The organism is Bradyrhizobium jicamae (assembly GCF_018130695.1).
GTDB lineage: Bacteria > Pseudomonadota > Alphaproteobacteria > Rhizobiales > Xanthobacteraceae > Bradyrhizobium > Bradyrhizobium jicamae_B.
Map to the genome: position 1 here is coordinate 119,425 of NZ_JAFCJX010000013.1, position 17,338 is coordinate 136,762.

Sequence of the window (17,338 nt, forward strand, 5' to 3'; positions counted from 1 at the left end):
CGTTAACAGCTTTGGGCCATAAGACCTTATGGAGGCACGGAATTCCCGCGCCGCAGCGCTGATTGTGTTCAGACCTTGTCTGAAATCGGGCGAATTCCGGGATATTCCCGGCAACAATCTGTTAACCAATTCCATGATTGGCTGGGCCCCACGCGCCGCCGAACCACACGCTGGCGGGCAGATTGGGGTAGGCCGTGTCGCTTCATCTCGAACGGATTGAATGGATGCCATCGCCGCCACTCGCCCCCGATGACGGCCCGATCGATCTCGACCATCTCGCGCGCATGACGCTCGGCGATGCCGGCCTCGAGCAGGAGGTGCTGGCGATGTTTTCGGCCCAGTCCGCCAAGCTGCTCGGCGAGCTCGCGAGCTTGCCGGCGGAGGCTCTGGCCATCGCCCATACGCTGAAGGGGTCGGCGCGGGCGATCGGGGCCTTTGCCGTTGCCGAGGCTGCCGCCCGGCTGGAGGCGGTCCTGTCGGCCAGTTCCGACCCGGCGGAGCCGCTGGCCGAGCTTGGCGCGGCGATCGCAACCGCGCGAGGCGCGATCGACGCGATGCTGCGGCGGTCCTGAAGGCCGTTTCAGCCCCAAATTCCAACCAAACTCGCCCGGGACAGGGCCGGCCGGTTTTCCCCTGCCGGGCGCTGGCGCTGCGCGGGTCGACCCGTTATAGGACTTGCCGGGGACCTTCCATCTATTGTCCGGCGCATTCCGGCAGCATGAGCGACCATGGCCAAAATCCACTTTACCGACCATAACGGCGAGACACGCACCATTGAGATCGAGAACGGCGCGACCGTGATGGAAGGCGCGATCCGCAACGCGATCCCCGGCATCGAAGCCGAATGCGGCGGCGCCTGCGCCTGCGCGACCTGCCATGTCTATGTCGACGACGCCTGGACCGAGAAGGTCGGCAAACCGACGCCGATGGAAGAAGACATGCTCGACTTCGGCTTCGACGTGCGGCCGAACTCGCGACTGTCCTGCCAGATCAAGGTCTCCGACGAGCTCGACGGTCTCGTCGTCTCGACCCCCGAACGTCAGGCCTGAGATTTTAAGATTACGCGGCGTCGGGATTGACGCCGCGCTTGATCCAGCGCTGAAAATTCGCCTTCACCTCCGCCGACAGCGGCGTCGGCTTGCGCGTGGCCTCATCGATCATGACCGTGATCGCGGTCGCCGACGCCACGCATCGTCCTTCCGAAAACACCACCTGCTCGAACGTCGTCGACGTCCGTCCGAATTTCACGAGGCCGAGGCCAAGCTCGATCTGGCCCGGCCAGTGCAATTCGGCGCGGAAGTGGATGTCGAGGCGGACCATGATCCAGCCGAGCCCCGCCGGCATCAGCCCGTTGGCGCGATCCTTCACCAGCGTGACGCGGCCGGTCTCGAAATAGCTCGCATAGACTGCGTTGTTGACGTGGCCGTTCGGATCGAGGTCGGCGAAGCGGACATTGTCGGACAGGCGATAGGGGAAATCTTCCAGGCACGGCTGCTCAGTGCGGACGGGGGCATTCACGGCGGCCATCTCCAAAGGCGATCTGCGAGGGTTTCCATCCATACAACCCAGTTGCCGAGCCGCGGCAAGGGGTTGCCGCGACTGCGCCTGTCCCTATTATGCATGTCCCGATCCGGCATCCACGAGGCGAGGGCTTAAGCCGTCTTCGCCGATCCCAACTGAAAAGAAGCGGATATGAGCGAAGCGATCAAAACCGATGTGCTGATTATTGGCGCAGGTCCCTGCGGACTGTTCGCCGTGTTTGAGCTCGGCCTTCTCGACATGAAGACGCATCTGATCGACATCCTCGACAAGATCGGCGGCCAGTGCGCCGAGCTCTATCCGGAGAAGCCGATCTACGACATTCCCGGCATTCCCTTCGTCACCGGCCAGGGCCTCACCGAGCAACTGATGGAGCAGATCAAGCCGTTCGGCCCGACCTTCCATCTCAACGAGATGGTCGAAAAGATCGAGAAGATCGGCGACCCCGGCTTCCGCGTCACCACCGACGGCGGCCAGGTGTTCGAATGCAAGGTGGTGGTGATCGCGGCGGGCGGCGGCTCGTTCCAGCCGAAGCGGCCGCCGGTGCCGGGCATCGAGGCCTATGAGGGCACGTCGGTGTTCTACGCCGTGCGCAAGATGGAGCAATTCCGCGACAAGAACGTGCTGATCGTCGGCGGCGGCGATTCCGCGCTCGACTGGACGCTCAACCTGCATCCGGTCGCCAAGCGCATCACGCTGCTGCACCGTCGCGACGATTTCCGCGCAGCACCGCACAGCGTCGAGCAGATGCGCGCGCTGGTCGCAAGCGGCAAGATGGATTTGAAGATCGGCCAGGTCACCGGCCTCGAAGGCGCCGACGGCAAGCTCTCGGGCGCGACCGTGAAGGGCAACGACAACGCGGTCTCCAGCGTCGCCTGCGATACGATGCTGCCGTTCTTCGGTCTCACGATGAAGCTCGGCCCGGTCGCCAATTGGGGCGTCGCGCTGGAGAACAATCTGATCCCGGTCGACACTGCCGCGTTCGAGACCAACGTGCCGGGCATCTTCGCGATCGGCGACATCAACACCTATCCCGGCAAGCTGAAGCTTATTCTCTCCGGCTTCCACGAGGGCGCGCTGATGGCGCAGAAGGCGCATCGCTACGTCTATCCGGACAAGCGGCTGGTCTTCCAGTACACGACCTCCTCATCGAGCCTGCAGAAGAAGCTCGGGGTCAACTGATTCCAACCGGAATATGACCAAATCGCCGTGTTCCCAATGACATAGGATCATGCGGGGCACTGGAACCCATCGTGAAATGGCCGTAGTCTGCGGCCATTGGTTTTTTGTGAATTGAATCAGGTGAATGACGATGCGGAAGACGATCTCCAGGCTTCGACTGATGCTCCCTGTTGTGCTGGGGTTGGCGTTTGTCGTGCAAGTCGCCGCGCAACCGGTTGAGCCTACTGCGGCTGGCCTGTGGCAGAAGGTGGAAAAGGGCAAGCCGGTCGGATGGTTTCTGGTGGTCGATCGCAACGGCATCTTTGAAGGCGCGTTCGCCAAGCTGTTTCCCGAGCCGGGCGATGCTCCCAATCCGATCTGCTCGAAATGCACCGACGATCGCAAGGACGCGCCATGGCTCGGGCTTTCCTTTATCCGCGACATGAAGCGCGACGGGCTGAAGTACGAGAACGGCAACGTGCTCGATCCACGCGACGGCAAGATCTACAAGGCCAAGATGACGCTCAGCCCCGACGGGCAGACGCTGACGATGCGCGGCTATCTCGGCATCGCGCTGTTCGGCAAGGATGAGGTCTGGACCAAATTGCCGGATACGGCGATGGCCGAGGTCGATCCCGCGGTCGTCGCGAAGTACCTGCCGGCGCAAGCCGTCACGGGCAAACCGGCGCCCGCGGCTGCGAAGAAGAGCGCTGCACCGCCGGTGAAGAAACAGTAAGTAGACTTCTTAACGCGTCGGAACGATCGGCAGCGGCGCCACCGGCTGCCCGATGACTTCGGGCACCGCGCGGTCGAGCTCCAGCACGCTGGCTGCAGCGGGCACCGCGGCGTCCGCCATCGCGGCGTGGCCTTCCGCGGTCGGATGCACCGCGCCGCCATAGACGGCCGAGAGGATTCCCCAGGTCGCGTCGTGAATATCGGTCGGCTGCTGCGAGGACGGCAGCGCCTGCGGATAGGTCATCGCAGCGAAGTAGCTGTCGTTGGCGTCGCGGATCCAGCGCGCGCGGGGCGAATAGGCGCGATACTCGCCGGCGCTGCGGCCGCATTTCAGCGGCTGGTTGGCGGCGGCGACGATGTCGGTCTCGAAGCTGTCGCCGTTGGCGGCAAAGCAGTCACGGTCGAATTCCGGATCGGTGTTGGCGCGCGCGCAAAAACCGTGGCTCGCGAACGCGTCCTGATGCGCATCGACATAGGTCATGCGATCGCTGCGCGGATTGCGGCAGATGATGCCGGACTGGCACAGCGCGAGCCCGCGGAGCTGCGGCAGGAATTCGTTCTGCACGAAGCTGGAGACGGCAGCGAGCCGCCGCGGATCGGCATTGAAGGACGGGTGGATGTCGAAGCCGGCACGGCCGCCCGGGCAGGGCGCGCCGCCATTGACGAGCGTCGGATTGGCGTAGCTCGTGTAGATGACACGCGACAGGTCATTGCCGACCAGCGGCTTCAGCGCCTCGCGCAGCTTGGCGAAGCTCGCCGGCAGGTCGCGTGCCAGCGCCGAGCGGGCATCATCGACTGATGCCATCGAGCCGCCCCGCTGGAATAGCGCGCGCTCGGTCGTGGTGTCGACGATCACGTCGGCGACGAGGCCGGAGAAATAGATGTCGTTGGCGCCGATCGACAGCAGCACGAGGTCGAGCTTGCGGTCGGGCTGCCGCTTCCTGGCGGCGGTCAGCGCCTCGCGCAATTCGCTGAGCTGGGCGTTGACCGAGCCCGAGCAGGTGTTGGCCGATTTGGTCGGCAGGCATTCGCGCGCCCGCTGCGAGCCGAGCAGGCCATCCGAGATGGTGGCGCCGGTACAGGCGAGCGGCAGATAGGTCACCGCGATGTGCGGATATTGCACGGCGAGCGCCAGCGCCGTGCGGGTCTGGTAGCTGTAGAGCGAGCGGTGGCAGGCCGAGTTGAACCACAGCGCGCCGTGGCGCTGCCAGTTGGCCAGCGTATCGGGGGCTTCGCAGGCCCGTCCGCCCTTGTAGCCGGCACGGCTCGGCCGGAAATATTGCGAGCTTGCGGTGGCGCCGAGATAGGAACGGAAGCAGAAGCCTTCGTCCGACAGGCCGATCGCGCGGTCCGGATTGCCTTCGCCGGAGGCGATGCTGTCGCCGATGCCTGCGATGAAGATGTCGCGCACCGCGATCTCGGTCGCGACGCGCTGGTTGCCTTCCGCGCTCGAGACGTCGGCGGTCGCGATCGTGGTGCGGCCGTAGCGGACGCGCAGATTGATCGGCTCGGCGCAGTCGAAGGTCGAGGTCTGCGGCCCGTCGCCATCGTCGAACGACCAGGCGCAGGTGGCGCCGACCGGCACCGGGCCGGCGAGGCGCACGACGATCGGATGGTCGATCGGCGTCAGATAGCTTTCCTTGACGTTGTCGCGGGTGCAGGGCTCGTTGACGCGGCCGAGCAGGTCGATGCAGAGCCGGTTGACGGTGTTGCGGGCCCAGCCGCGGCCATCGCTCTGCATCTCCAGCGCCTGCTCGGAGGCAAGCACGGTGCGGCCAAGCCCGGCGTCGACCTGGAGCAGGAAGTCGCGCTCCTCGCGGAACAGGCGGAAGCGGTTGCGGACTTCCCAGGTGATCTGCAGCGGACCGGTCTGCGCTTGCGCAGCGGAGGCGAAGACCGCGGTCAACGCGCCGGCGAGCAGCGCGACGCCCATCAGGGAGCGGAACGAAAATCGGGCCAAAAATCGAAACATGGCGCGTTTGACGTGAGCGGTAAGGCGAAAATAAGAGAAGGCGGCAGCGTGCGACGAAAAACCCGGACATCGCGCCCGATAACGAGACCGTTACCGCTTGAGGCGCTTGATCCGTTGCTGCCGGCTTTCGATCGGTTGCCGCACGGTCGCCGAGGCCGTGCAGGCCTCGCTGAGCCGTCTCCGCTCTTGCCAGGGCTGCACCACGCTGAGCCAGAGCTCGCGGGCGCCCATGATCGAGATCGAAATCCCGAACGGGATCAGGAAATAGAGGATGCGGAACACCACCAGCGTCGCCAGCAGCTGTTCCTTGGAGAATTCGGGCAGCGCCACCAGCATGGCGGCGTCGAACACGCCGATCGAGCCGGGGGCGTGGCTGGCAAAGCCGAGCAGCGTCGCCAGGATGAACACCACGGCGAGCGAGACGAAGTCGATATGCGGCGTGGTCGGCATCAGCAGATACATCGCCAGCGCGCAGAAGCCGAGATCGACCACGCCGATCATGACCTGCAGCAGCGTCAGCTGCGCCGACGGCAGCACCACCTTCCAGCCGTTCTGGCCGAGCTCGCGGCGCTTCTCGCCGGTGACGAGCCAGACGAAATAGGCGGCGATGCCGGCAAGGCAGCCGAGCGCGATCAGGCGGTTCATCGACGGGGGCAGCAGGTCCATCGCGGAGGCCGCAGCCGGGTGCCAGGCCATGCCGAAACCGAGCACGAACAAGTTACCGAGCCAGAAGGTGAGGCCGGACAGGAAGCAGATTTTCGCGACGTCGATCGCGCTCAGCCCGTAGTCCGAATAGATGCGGAAACGGATCGCGCCGCCGGTGAAGACGGTGGCGCCGATATTGTGGCCGATCGTGTAGCTGGTGAAGCTCGACAGCGCCGCGATCCGGTAGGGGACGTGGGTCTTGCCGATCGTCCGCAGCGCGAAGAAATCATAGAAGGTCAGGGTGCAGAACGCGCCGACCACGCACAGCGCCGCAAGCGCGATCCGGTGCGGGGCGATCTCGGTCAGCGCCGTCAGGATGATGCCGGTATCGACGCCCTTCAGCGTCCGGACCAGGGAGGTGACCGCAAAGACGATGATCAGCAAGCTCGCAGCAATGCCGAGCCGTTTCCAGCCGATCTTTTCCTTGAAGCCACGCCCAAGCGTGGTCAGCAGCCGATGCATTCATCCTCCCGGCGGGGCGGCAATTCAGTGGGACCCGGTCACGGATCGCGACGGGTTAACGGGCAAACGCACCGTGCGCGATGACACATAAGGCAAAACAGGGCTTTTGTGCAGCCCTTGACAAGCCTTGCATTGGCCATGGTCGGTGGTCCCTGTCATACGCCCTACATATGTCAGGACGTCGCGGAATGTGAGTCGCGGCGAAGCATGGCCCTCTGATCAATTCGCCGCATGTTCCGCCATTCGGGATCGGTTTCACCGTAATTTGGCGGTTTCATAGCGACGGCAGCGCGTTTCGATGAGCAGAGCCGGTATCCGAAATTGGATATGGCGCATGCGTCAGGCGCGAGGAAGGAAACGGCGATGCGGCCGTTTACCAAAGACGTCAAAACCGTGACGGCTTGCTCGGGCATCTGCGGGTGGCCGGCTAGTCAGTAGGTCGATTGAGGCAATTCGCCGCGCGAATGCCCATCGCGCGGGGGTGGCCGATTCCACCGGGGATCAACGTCACACTTCGATCTGAAGCGAAGTATCTGATGGCGGCGAACACCTATCTCCAGGACTGATCCCGACGCGAGGTAGGCTCATGCAAACCGCTTCCATCAAACTGCCCGAGGAACGCGCCGCGTTCCCGCAGCAACCATCAAACCTGGCGACGACGCTGACGCTGGCCGCGATGTCGCTCGGCTACGGCGTCGTGCAGCTCGACGTCACCATCGTCAACACCGCGCTCAACGCGATCGGCACATCGCTTGGCGGCGGTGTCACCGAGCTGCAATGGGTGGTCAGCGCCTACACGATTGCCTTCGCCGCCTTCATCCTGACGTCGGGCGCGCTCGGCGACCGGATCGGCGCCAAGCGGATCTTCATGGCGGGGTTTGCCATCTTCACCGCGGCGTCGGTGGCCTGCGCGCTGGCGCCTGACGCAGTGACCCTGATCGCGGCGCGCTGCGTGCAGGGGCTGGCGGCGGCGATCCTGGTGCCGAATTCGCTCGCCTTGCTCAGCCACGCCTACAGCGACGACAAGGCGCGCGGCCGCGCCGTCGGTGTCTGGGCCGCGGGGGCAAGCCTCGCGCTGACCGCGGGGCCATTCGTCGGCGGTGCCTTGATCGCGGTGGTCGGCTGGCGCGCGATCTTTCTCGTCAACCTGCCGGTCGGCCTCGCCGGCCTGTGGCTCGCCTGGCGCTATGCCGCAGAGACTACGCCTTCGGCGCAACGCGAGGTCGATCTGCCTGGCCAGATCGCGGCGATCGCAGCGCTCGGCCTGCTGGCCGGCGCGATCATCGAGGGCGGCTCCTTGGGCTGGCACGATCCCTTCGTGATCGCGGGCTTTGCCGTATCCGCGCTGTGCGCGCTGCTGTTCGTCTGGCGCGAGGCGCGCGCGCCGCAGCCGATGCTGCCGCTGTCGCTGTTCAGGTGCCGGATGTTCGCAGCGACCGCGCTGGTCGGTCTGCTCGTCAACGTCGCGATCTACGGACTGATCTTCGTGCTCAGCCTGTACTTCCAGCAGATCAACGGCCTGACCGCGTTTCAGACGGGCCTTGCGTTCGTGCCGATGCTGGGCGCGGTGCTGCCGGTCAATCTGCTGGCGCCGCGGCTTGCCGAACGGATCGGCGCGCCCGCGACGATTGCGCTGGGTGCCGCGATCTCCGCCGTTGGGTGCCTGGCGATGCTCGGCATTCACAAGGGCACGCCCTATTGGGCGATCTGCCTGCAGATGATCGCGATGAGCGGTGGCCTCGGCCTCTTGGTGCCGCCGCTAACGTCGACGCTGCTCGGCAGCGTCGAGAAATCGCGCGCCGGCATCGCTGCGGGCGCGCTCAACGCGACCCGGCAGACCGGCAGCGTGCTTGGCGTCGCCCTGTTCGGCTCGCTGGTCGGCCAGGCCTCGGCCTTTGTCGGCGGCCTGCACGCCGCGCTGATCATCTCCGCCGGCGTGCTGCTCGCGGCTGCCGCGGTGATCTCGCTTGGCGCGCGATCACAGAAGCGGCAACAGGCCAACCGTTGATTGCGAAGACGCAACCGCGCATCTAGTCTCCCTCCGCCGATGGCTGTTGGCATTGGCGGAGGGTTCATTCGATGCATCTGTCGATCGACCGTCGTCTGCTGTTGCAGTGCGCCGCCATGCTGGGGGCGTCGCTGCCTTTCGCGAACCTGCTCGGCCCGGCCTATGCCGACACGTCCGAGCTGGTCGCGCGAAAAGTGTTCTTCGACAATCCCGACACGGTCAACGTCCAGCTCAGCCCGGACGGCCAGCACCTGGCTTACATCGCGCCGGTCGACGGCGTGAACAATCTGTGGCTCGCGCCGGTCGCCGATCCCGCAGCCGGGCGACCGCTGACGAAGGTGACCGACCGCAATATCTCGACCTATTACCGCTGGGCCCACACCAACCGTCATCTGGTGTTCTTCCGCGAGCGCGACGGCGACGAGAATTTCCGCGCCGTCAGCGTCGATATTTCTGATGGTGCGACCGTGCTGCTGTCGCCGGAGCAGGGCGTGAAGTCGTTCCTGCAGGAGGTCAGCCACAAATTTCCCGACGAAATCCTGTTGCGGCACAATGCGCGCGACAAGCGCTATTTCGACCTGTTCAAGGTCAATGTCGTCACCGGCGCCTCCGAGCTGATCTACGAGAACCACGACTACATCACGTTGGCCACCGACAGCGCGTTCCAGCTGCGCCTCGCCTCGCGGCTCAACAAGGAAGGCACCAGCGAGGTGTTCGAGCGCCGCGCGGATGGCAGCTGGGCGCCATTCATGCAGATACCGATCGGCGACAGCAGCACCACCGAGCTGCTCGACTTCAGCGCCGACGGCAAGACGCTGTTCCTGATCGATTCACGCGGCCGCGACAAGGCGGCGCTGTTCGCGCTCGAGATGGCGACGGGCCAGAGCACGCTGCTGGCCGAGGACAAGGATGCCGACATTGTCCGCGTCTATTTCGACGACGATCGGCGGCCGCTGGCCGCGCAAGCCAACACCGATCGCACGCGATGGCATGCGATCGACCCGAACCTGACGCGGGACCTTGTCGACATCAAGCGCCACGGACCCGGCGACATCAGCTTCGTCAACGCCAACGCCGATCGACGTCTGGTCAGCGTGTTCTACGAGCGCGACACCGAGAGTGGCGAATATGCGCTGCTCGATCGCGACAAGCGCGAGGTCAAAAAACTGTTCACGCAGCGCAAGTCGCTTGCGGGCGTCGCGCTGCGCAGCATGCAGCCGGTCACGATTCCCGCCCGCGACGGCCTGCGCCTCAATTGCTATCTCACCACGCCGCCGGAGGCAGATGCCGGGCCGGTGCCGCTGGTGCTGGTGATCCATGGCGGCCCCTATGCGCGCGACAATTGGGGCTTCAACTCCGTCCATCAATGGCTCGCCAGCCGCGGCTATGCGGTGCTGAGCGTGAACTATCGCGGCTCGACCGGTTTCGGCAAAGCCTTCGTCACCGCCGCCGACCATGAATGGGGCGGCAAGATGCACGACGATCTGATCGATGCCGTCGACTGGGCGATCACGAAAGGCATCGCCGATCCGAAGCGGGTCGGCTTCTTCGGCGGCAGCTATGGCGGCTATTCGGCGCTGGTGGCCGCGACCAGGACGCCCGAAATATTCGCCTGCATTGTCGATCTCTTCGGCATCTCCAACCTCGTCACCTTCATGGCGACGATCCCGCCCTATTGGGGGCCGTGGATCAGCATCTGGAAAAATCGTCTCGGCGATCCCGACACCGAGGCCGGGCGCGCCTTCCTGGTCGAGCGCTCGCCGCTCACCCATATCGATCGCGCCACGCGGCCGATCCTGATCGCGCAGGGCATGCGCGACGTCCGCGTCGTCGCAGCCGAGTCCGAGCAGATGGTTGATGCACTCAAGCAGCGCGGCGTGCCCGTCACCTACATCACCTTCCCCGACGAAGGGCACGGCTTCGTGCGGCCGCAGAACCGGCTGGCGTTCTACGGCGTCACCGAGGCGTTTCTCGCCAAGCATCTTGGCGGCCGCTATCAGCCTGTCGGCAACGACTTTGCCGGTTCCTCGCTGAAGATCGAGACGGGCGGCGAACTGATCCCGGGAATTTCCGGATAACGGGTGTGGCAAAGCCGGCGTGTTAACGCGACATTGTCCGTGCCGCGCAAAGCTTTGTTCACCATCCGCAGAGCCGAAGCAGCACCGGTTACCTTAAATGCACCAATCGGGCTGTTGTTACAGGTCAATAACGGGGGCCTGTAATGTATCGCGTTCTGACCTGTCTCACCTATGAGCATGATTGGCGGCTCGTCGTTCTCGGCGGTGCGATTTGCCTCCTTGCCAGCGCAGTCGCAGTCAGCCTGTTTCGCCGCGCGCAAGCCTCGCGAGGTCGCGCCCGTGAGATCTGGGTCGCCCTCGACGCCGTTGCAAGCGGTTGCGGTATCTGGGCCACGCACTTCGTCGCGATGCTGGCTTATGATCCCGGCGTCGGTGCTGCATACAACATTCCCGTCACCGTATTGTCGCTGGTGCTCGCAATCGCGATTTGCGCGGCAGGCCTCTCCGTCGCGCTGCTCAATTCACGCTGGTCGACGATCGCGGCCGGTGGCGCCATCGTCGGAGCCGGCGTTGCGGCCATGCACTACACCGGTATGGCAGCACTCGAAGTGCCGGCACGCATCACCTGGTCGCCGGGGATCGTCGTCGCATCCGTTCTGCTCGGAGGCCTGTTTGCGGCAGTCGGCCTCGTCGTAGCGTCCCGTCGGGACACCTTTGCTTCCGCCGCGATCGCCACCGTGTTGATGACGGTGGCGATCGTCTCGCACCATTTCACGGCGATGGGCGCGGTGATGCTCGTGCCTGATCCGACGATCTCCATCGATTCCATGTCCATTGCCCCTGTGACGCTGTCGTTCATGACGGCGCTCGGCGCCTTCGCCATTCTCGCCGTCGCGCTCATCGCAGCGATCCTCGATCGTCGGGCGGAAAGCGCGCTGCACAAGCAGAAGCTGGTGCTCGACACCGCGCTGGAGAACATGTCGCAGGGCCTGTGCATGTTCGATGCCGACGGTCGCATCATGCACTTCAACGAACGCTACGGCGAGATGATGGGGCGCAGCCAGATGCGGCTGCAGGGCCGTCTCCTGATCGACGTGCTGCAGGATCTCCGCTCGAAGGGCCAGTGGGAAGGCGATCCCGAGGAGTTCGTCACCGGCCTGATCGCCGAAGCCAGGGCCAATCGGACGGCGACCCGTACCCTCACCCGCCAGGGCCGGGTGATCCGCGTGGTCGATCAGCCGATGAAGGGCGGCGGCTGGGTTGCGACCTTCGAGGACGTCACCGAATGGCAGGAGGCGCAGGCGCGGATCTCGCACATGGCGCGCCATGACGCGCTGACCAATCTGCCGAACCGCACCCTGTTCCGCGAGCAGCTCGAGAAGGCGCTCCGGCTCGCCAAGCGGGCCGATCAGCTCGCGGTGCTCTGTCTCGATCTCGACCACTTCAAGGAAATCAACGACACGCTCGGCCATCCCGTCGGCGATGCGCTGCTGAAGGACGTGGCTCAGCGGCTGCGCGACTGCGTAACCGAGCACGACACCGTGGCGCGGCTCGGCGGCGACGAATTCGCGATCGTGCAGTTCTGCAGCAATTGCGATCCCTCGGTGGTCTCGGCGCTCGCCAGCCATCTGGTCGAAAAGGTCGGCGCGCCCTACGAGATCGGCGGCCATCAGCTCGTGATCGGCGTCAGCATCGGCATCTCGCTGTCGCCCGAGGACGGCATCAATCCCGACGAGTTGCTGCAGAAGGCCGATCTTGCGCTGTACCGCGCCAAGGCAGACGGCCGCGGCACCTACCGCTTCTTCGAGACCGGCATGGATGCGCGTGCCCAGGCGCGGCGGATGCTGGAGCGCGATCTGCGGCTGGCGCTGCAGCGCGACGAGTTCGAGGTGCATTATCAGCCGATTCGCGACGTCGCCGGCAACGAGGTCGTCGCGTTCGAGGCGCTGGTGCGCTGGAACCATCCGTTGCGCGGCCTGATCGCGCCGTATCACTTCATTCCGCTGGCCGAGGAGACCGGGTTGATCGTTTCGCTCGGCGACACGGTGTTGCGCAAGGCCTGCGCGGATGCCGCAACCTGGCCGCAGGACATCTCGGTCGCCGTCAATCTGTCGCCGGTGCAGTTCAAGAATCCGAACCTGGTGGCGTCGGTGAAGACCGCGCTCCAGACTTCCGGCCTATCGGCGAGCCGCCTCGAGCTCGAGATCACCGAATCGGTGCTGCTGCAGAATAGCGAATCCACGCTCGCCGTGCTGCACGAGCTGCGCGGCTTCGGCGTGCGGATCTCGCTCGACGATTTCGGCACGGGCTATTCCTCGCTGAGCTATCTGCGCAGCTTCCCGTTCGACAAGATCAAGATCGACCGCTCCTTCGTCACCGATCTCGCCACCCGCGATGAATCGATGGCGATCGTCCGTGCCGTGACCGGCCTAGGCAAGAGCCTCGGTATCGTCACCACGGCGGAAGGCGTCGAGACCGATGCGCAGTTCGACCTGTTGCGCCAGGAAGGCTGCACGCAGGCGCAGGGCTATCTGTTCAGCCCGCCGCGCCCGGCCGCCGAGGTGGCGCGGATGCTGCGCAAGGCGCCGGACCGGGACGTCGCGTGATCCAGGGCGTGTACTCATAAATCCGAGCGGCTGCTATTGGACAATGAGGGGACAAGCTCGGGCGAGTCAGAGATGCCTGATCCTGACCCATTGCGGGCCTTTGGAGAGTTCGACAAGTTCACGCCGATCCGTTGGTACTTCGGATAGAACTCCCGTTTAAGATGCGAACCCGGGCTTGGACCGGATGCAATGATCTTTCCTCGCATCGCTGTATTCATCGCAGCGCTCTTCTCGGCTGGGGCAGCGACCCTACCGCTTTTGATTGCTGCTCCGCCTGGCTGTCCTGGCTGGCAGTTTTTCCAGTGGTCCGAAGGCTCTCCGTGGTCTTTGCTGGTGGTCTGGCCGCTTGTAACGTTAGCGCTTCCGCTTTTTATTGCCATTCGTTGGGAATGGTGCGTTCGAAAACAAGCTGAAGCTGACACCTCGTCAGTGTTGGTGCCGGGCGAGCACGTGATGGCTGGCATGTGCCTCATGGCAGCCGCATGGTCTCAGGTCCCGTCGTTGCTGGTGCTCGATTGCTTACTCAGGTAGCTAGATTAGCGTGTCTCGCTGGCACCTTAAGGATTGCAATTTCCCTGCGGCGCCTTAGTCCGGAATTGGCCCGGAGTTGAACAACGCCGCACCGCCCATGTCGGCTGTCGGCCGGAACCCGGACGATGTACGATGGTTTGCGGTGACCGCCGCTCGTGACCCGAAGCAGAATTAATTGCCTGTTAGGTGTTGCTCCGATCCTACGTCCACTCCGCATAAAAGTGCGGGAGTGTCTTTCATAGTTGTTTCATTACTAAGAGACAACCGTAGCGACGGTGTTGGCGAACGGTAAGTGGAGCCTCAGTCATGATTTCGGGTCGTCGTGCTCTGCAGTTGCAGATGATGCTTTACATCGCGGCAGCCCTATTTTTTACCGCGTCACTGTTTTTGCCTGCAGTCGAGACCGTTGAAGCTAACCATGACCCTGACAGAACACAGCAGTGGGTAGGCTGGTGGCTTCTGCTGTTTGGGCCCTTCGCCGTCTTTAAGTGGCAATTCGGGTGGTTCGCCAATCCGTTGATGCTGCTTTCCGCGATACCGTGGCCGCCCTACGTCAAAATAGCCTTCGCGTGCGCGGCTATCGCGCTCGTCATTTCGACCGTCACAGCAACTTCGATGCATGTCATGGACGCTGAGCTAGTTGTAAAGAGCGTCCGATTGGGTTTCGATCTGTGGTTTGCCTGCCCATTTCTCTTGTTGCTTGCGGCGCTCGTGAAGCCGGACGGCCAAATCATTGGGGCGTGCAATACATGACCGAACGAGAACAGAAGCTGCTGGTCGCGCTCGTCAAGATGGTATGTCAGCATCTTACCGAGCATGGCGACCAGGTTGACAGCAGCTCCCAAAGTGCTGGCGAGCGTGCTCTCGAAGTCCTCGCTGGCTTCGGATTAATGGAGGCTGTGAATACACGATTTGGCCGTTGGACCGAGGAAGGAAGACGGTTTCGCCGTGACGTGGCCGGAGTTCCTGATAGGCAGGCAGTGAGCCAGGGCAATCGCCTGCAGCTGAGTGGCGTGGTTACGCGGAGCTTGGAAGAACTCGCTCCGCTTGCTGCTGAGGTTGCAGCCAACGCTGATCTATTGAAGCGTTTTGAAGATGTCGCATTTGGGGATGATAGCCGCCGGACCTACGAGATCGGGGAAGAGATTACCGCCTACGTTCGAACATTTTTTCCGTCGTTGACAGACCATGAAGGCCACAACGTTCAACTAATCCTCGCCAATATGATCGGCCGGCGCAAAGGAAAGCTCTAGCGTTAAGCAAACGTCAGGTTCTGGCCCTGAGCTGAACAACGCAGCACCCGCCGCCCATGTCCGCTGTCGGCCGGAACCGGACGATGCACGATGGTTGCGGCGACCGCCGCTCCTGACCCGTTGCGGAAGTGGTCGGCTTCGAGGACGAGCGCCATAAACCTTCGTATCGTCCTGTGACTCCTTTGGTGGTCCACGATGACTTACGTTCAATTAAGCCGCTGATTGCAATCGTCTAAGGCTGCATTCGTTGGGAAAAACCCAGGGATCATGACGTGCGTCTGTGAACGCGCTTCTGGAATCACGGGTGCTCACGCAAGGCCACGAACTGCTTTTGTTGTTTCGCGCATCACGCAAAACGATCGAATCCGTTTGCTCGAACAAGGGTGGGGACATGAAATTCGCAACGGGTTTGCTTGCGGCCGTTCTCTTGCTTGCGGGCATGGGGGCAAGTCATGCGGCAGTCCGCATTGCGGATGATCCGGGCGGTCAACTCGGAACCTACGTTTCCAAATTCCAGCACCTGCGCTCGTCAGGCGAGTCCGTGATCATTGACGGTCTCTGTGCCTCGGCCTGCACCATTGTCCTCGGTGCGGTCCCTCGCGAGAAGATCTGCGTGACCTCGCGCGCGACGCTCGGTTTCCACGCCGCGTATGATTTCGGCACCGATGGTCGCACCAGCACCAATCGTGAAGGAACCATGTTGCTGTATTCGATGTATCCGAGGTCGGTGCAACGCTGGATCGCCGCGCGCGGCGGGTTGAGGCCTCAAATGATCTACCTGAGCGGCAAGGTGCTGCAGGCGATGTACAAGCCTTGCTAGGGCGTGCGCGGCAATCCCCGCCGGTCACGCTCAGGAGACAGGCCACGGCCTCCCCCGTTACGAATTCGTTAACCATAGCGGCCTAGCCTGCCACCATCAGCCGATTGCCGCTCGGTTCGTTCCAGGAGAACGGCCGTGTCCGCCGAAACGCTGACATATGCCTCGCCAGGTGCGTGCCTGAAAATCTCGCCAGTGGCTGGCTCGTCGCTTGCCATACGACTGCGCTCGCCGCGCTCACTTCGGAGCAAAGCCCTGGTGTAAAGCAATCCGTGCCCTCTCATACCCCAGCTCGGTGGAGCAACTGCGAGGCAAAAATGACCAACACGACCGATATTCGCGAGATGAAGGCGCGCATTACCGTGTTTGGGGTCGGCGGTGCCGGTGGCAATGCAGTCAACAACATGATCGCAGCCGGGCTGCAAGGCGTAGACTTCATCGTCGCCAATACCGATGCACAGGCGCTGACCATGTCGAAGGCCGGGCGTCTCATCCAGATGGGCACGCGGGTGACGGAAGGTCTCGGCGCGGGCTCGCATCCTGAAGTGGGGCGCGCCGCAGCCGAAGAGACGATCGACGCGATCCGCGATCATTTGACCGGCGCACACATGGTGTTCGTGACTGCGGGCATGGGCGGCGGTACCGGCACCGGCGCAGCGCCGATTATCGCCAGGACTGCGCGTGAGCTTGGCATTCTCACCATCGGTGTCGTCACCAAGCCGTTCCACTTCGAGGGTCAGCGCCGCATGCGCCATGCCGAGGCCGGCATCGCGGAACTGCTGAAGGTGGTCGACACTCTGCTGATCATCCCGAACCAGAATCTTTTCCGGGTGGCCAACGAGAAGACCACGTTCTCCAATGCCTTCGCGTTGGCCGATCAGGTGCTTTATTCGGGTGTGGCCTGCATCAGCGACCTCATCGTCAAGGAAGGACTGATCAACCTCGATTTTGCCGACGTTCTCGCCGTCATGCGCGAGAAGGGCAAGGCCATGATGGGCAGGGGCGAGGCTTCCGGCGCAAACCGCGTGCTCACCGCCGCCGTGGCCGCGATTTCCAATCCTTTGATCGAGGACCCCTCGATCAAGCGTGCGAGCGGCCTGATCATCTCGATCACTGGCGGCAAGGACCTGATGCTATTCGAGGTCGACGAAGCTGCCACCCGCATTCGCGACGAGTGCGACCCGGACGCCAACATCATCATTGGCGCATCGTTCGATGAAAGCCTGGAGGGGACCGTCCGCGTCTCGGTCGTGGCGACCGGCATTGATAATCTCGACCCGGCGCCGCAGGCGCGACCGGCGGAAAGCTCACTTGCAGAACTCGCCGGCAGGCTGCGCAACGACAGCCGTCAGGTCGCCGGACCGAGCGTAGTACACCGCTGACCGACGCGCACCGCATCGGGCGTCGGTCCGACCTTGGCTGATCCGGTCCACTTGAACGCCGGGCACTCGGTTACTTCCGGTTATGGCCCGTTTGAGATATGTCGGCGTGGTCTGGTGATGTCCGTTTGCGGGGGTGGACCGGAGGAGAA

The 17,338-nt window shown here is 63.6% G+C and carries 15 protein-coding genes; 11 read left to right on the top strand and 4 right to left on the bottom strand.

What is annotated here, in order from left to right; genetic code table 11:
* Positions 1-194 precede the first annotated feature (194 nt).
* Together JQ604_RS20280 and JQ604_RS20285 are read left to right on the top strand one after the other, a co-directional pair.
* Positions 195-572 (top strand): Hpt domain-containing protein, encoded by a 378-nt coding sequence (locus JQ604_RS20280; protein WP_212360364.1) that lies wholly within the window; start codon positions 195-197, stop codon positions 570-572.
* A gap of 156 nt (positions 573-728) precedes the next feature.
* Positions 729-1,049, top strand: a complete 321-nt coding sequence (locus JQ604_RS20285) for a 2Fe-2S iron-sulfur cluster-binding protein (RefSeq protein WP_212360368.1) — start codon at positions 729-731, stop codon at positions 1,047-1,049.
* 10 nt (positions 1,050-1,059) lie between these two features.
* Here the strand turns inward: JQ604_RS20285 and JQ604_RS20290 are convergent, their stop codons facing one another.
* A complete protein-coding gene (locus JQ604_RS20290) occupies positions 1,060-1,518 on the bottom strand; it encodes an acyl-CoA thioesterase (protein ID WP_212360371.1) in 459 nt (152 codons plus the stop codon).
* 174 nt (positions 1,519-1,692) lie between these two features.
* Between JQ604_RS20290 and JQ604_RS20295 the strand changes: the two genes are divergently transcribed.
* Positions 1,693-2,721: an NAD(P)/FAD-dependent oxidoreductase gene (locus JQ604_RS20295; RefSeq protein ID WP_212360375.1), complete on the top strand. Its 1,029-nt coding sequence runs from the start codon at positions 1,693-1,695 to the stop codon at positions 2,719-2,721.
* A gap of 130 nt (positions 2,722-2,851) precedes the next feature.
* Positions 2,852-3,436, top strand: a complete 585-nt coding sequence (locus JQ604_RS20300; protein WP_212360378.1) for a DUF2147 domain-containing protein — start codon at positions 2,852-2,854, stop codon at positions 3,434-3,436.
* A gap of 9 nt (positions 3,437-3,445) precedes the next feature.
* Here the strand turns inward: JQ604_RS20300 and JQ604_RS20305 are convergent, their stop codons facing one another.
* Together JQ604_RS20305 and JQ604_RS20310 are read right to left on the bottom strand one after the other, a co-directional pair.
* Positions 3,446-5,407 carry a hypothetical protein gene (locus JQ604_RS20305; RefSeq protein WP_212360381.1) on the bottom strand — a complete coding sequence of 654 codons (1,962 nt, stop codon included), beginning with the start codon at positions 5,405-5,407 and terminating at the stop codon, positions 3,446-3,448.
* Between the two features lie 90 nt (positions 5,408-5,497).
* Positions 5,498-6,574, bottom strand: a complete 1,077-nt coding sequence (locus JQ604_RS20310; protein WP_212360385.1) for a lysylphosphatidylglycerol synthase transmembrane domain-containing protein — start codon at positions 6,572-6,574, stop codon at positions 5,498-5,500.
* A gap of 586 nt (positions 6,575-7,160) precedes the next feature.
* Between JQ604_RS20310 and JQ604_RS20315 the strand changes: the two genes are divergently transcribed.
* The 5 genes from JQ604_RS20315 to JQ604_RS20335 all read left to right on the top strand — a co-directional run bounded on the left by JQ604_RS20315 (position 7,161) and on the right by JQ604_RS20335 (position 14,990).
* Complete coding sequence (locus JQ604_RS20315; protein ID WP_212360388.1) at positions 7,161-8,582, top strand: MFS transporter; 1,422 nt, start codon at positions 7,161-7,163, stop codon at positions 8,580-8,582.
* 71 nt (positions 8,583-8,653) lie between these two features.
* Entirely contained in the window at positions 8,654-10,660 is a 2,007-nt protein-coding gene (locus JQ604_RS20320; RefSeq protein ID WP_212360392.1) for a S9 family peptidase, read from the top strand.
* A gap of 143 nt (positions 10,661-10,803) precedes the next feature.
* A complete protein-coding gene (locus JQ604_RS20325; RefSeq protein WP_212360397.1) occupies positions 10,804-13,206 on the top strand; it encodes an EAL domain-containing protein in 2,403 nt (800 codons plus the stop codon).
* 837 nt (positions 13,207-14,043) lie between these two features.
* Positions 14,044-14,490, top strand: coding sequence for a hypothetical protein (locus JQ604_RS20330; protein WP_212360401.1), 447 nt, complete (start codon positions 14,044-14,046; stop codon positions 14,488-14,490).
* Positions 14,487-14,990, top strand: a complete 504-nt coding sequence (locus JQ604_RS20335; RefSeq protein ID WP_212360405.1) for a hypothetical protein — start codon at positions 14,487-14,489, stop codon at positions 14,988-14,990. The genes JQ604_RS20330 and JQ604_RS20335 overlap by 4 nt, the downstream gene beginning before the upstream one ends.
* A gap of 2 nt (positions 14,991-14,992) precedes the next feature.
* On the opposite strand, the gene JQ604_RS20340 is transcribed toward JQ604_RS20335, so the two are convergent.
* Entirely contained in the window at positions 14,993-15,145 is a 153-nt protein-coding gene (locus JQ604_RS20340) for a hypothetical protein (protein ID WP_212360409.1), read from the bottom strand.
* 236 nt (positions 15,146-15,381) lie between these two features.
* Between JQ604_RS20340 and JQ604_RS20345 the strand changes: the two genes are divergently transcribed.
* Both JQ604_RS20345 and ftsZ read left to right on the top strand, forming a co-directional pair.
* On the top strand, positions 15,382-15,810 hold the full coding sequence (locus JQ604_RS20345) for a hypothetical protein (RefSeq protein WP_212360755.1): 429 nt from the start codon (positions 15,382-15,384) through the stop codon (positions 15,808-15,810).
* Between the two features lie 314 nt (positions 15,811-16,124).
* Positions 16,125-17,189, top strand: a complete 1,065-nt coding sequence (gene ftsZ / locus JQ604_RS20350) for a cell division protein FtsZ (protein ID WP_212360413.1) — start codon at positions 16,125-16,127, stop codon at positions 17,187-17,189.
* The last annotated feature ends 149 nt before the right edge of the window (positions 17,190-17,338 follow it).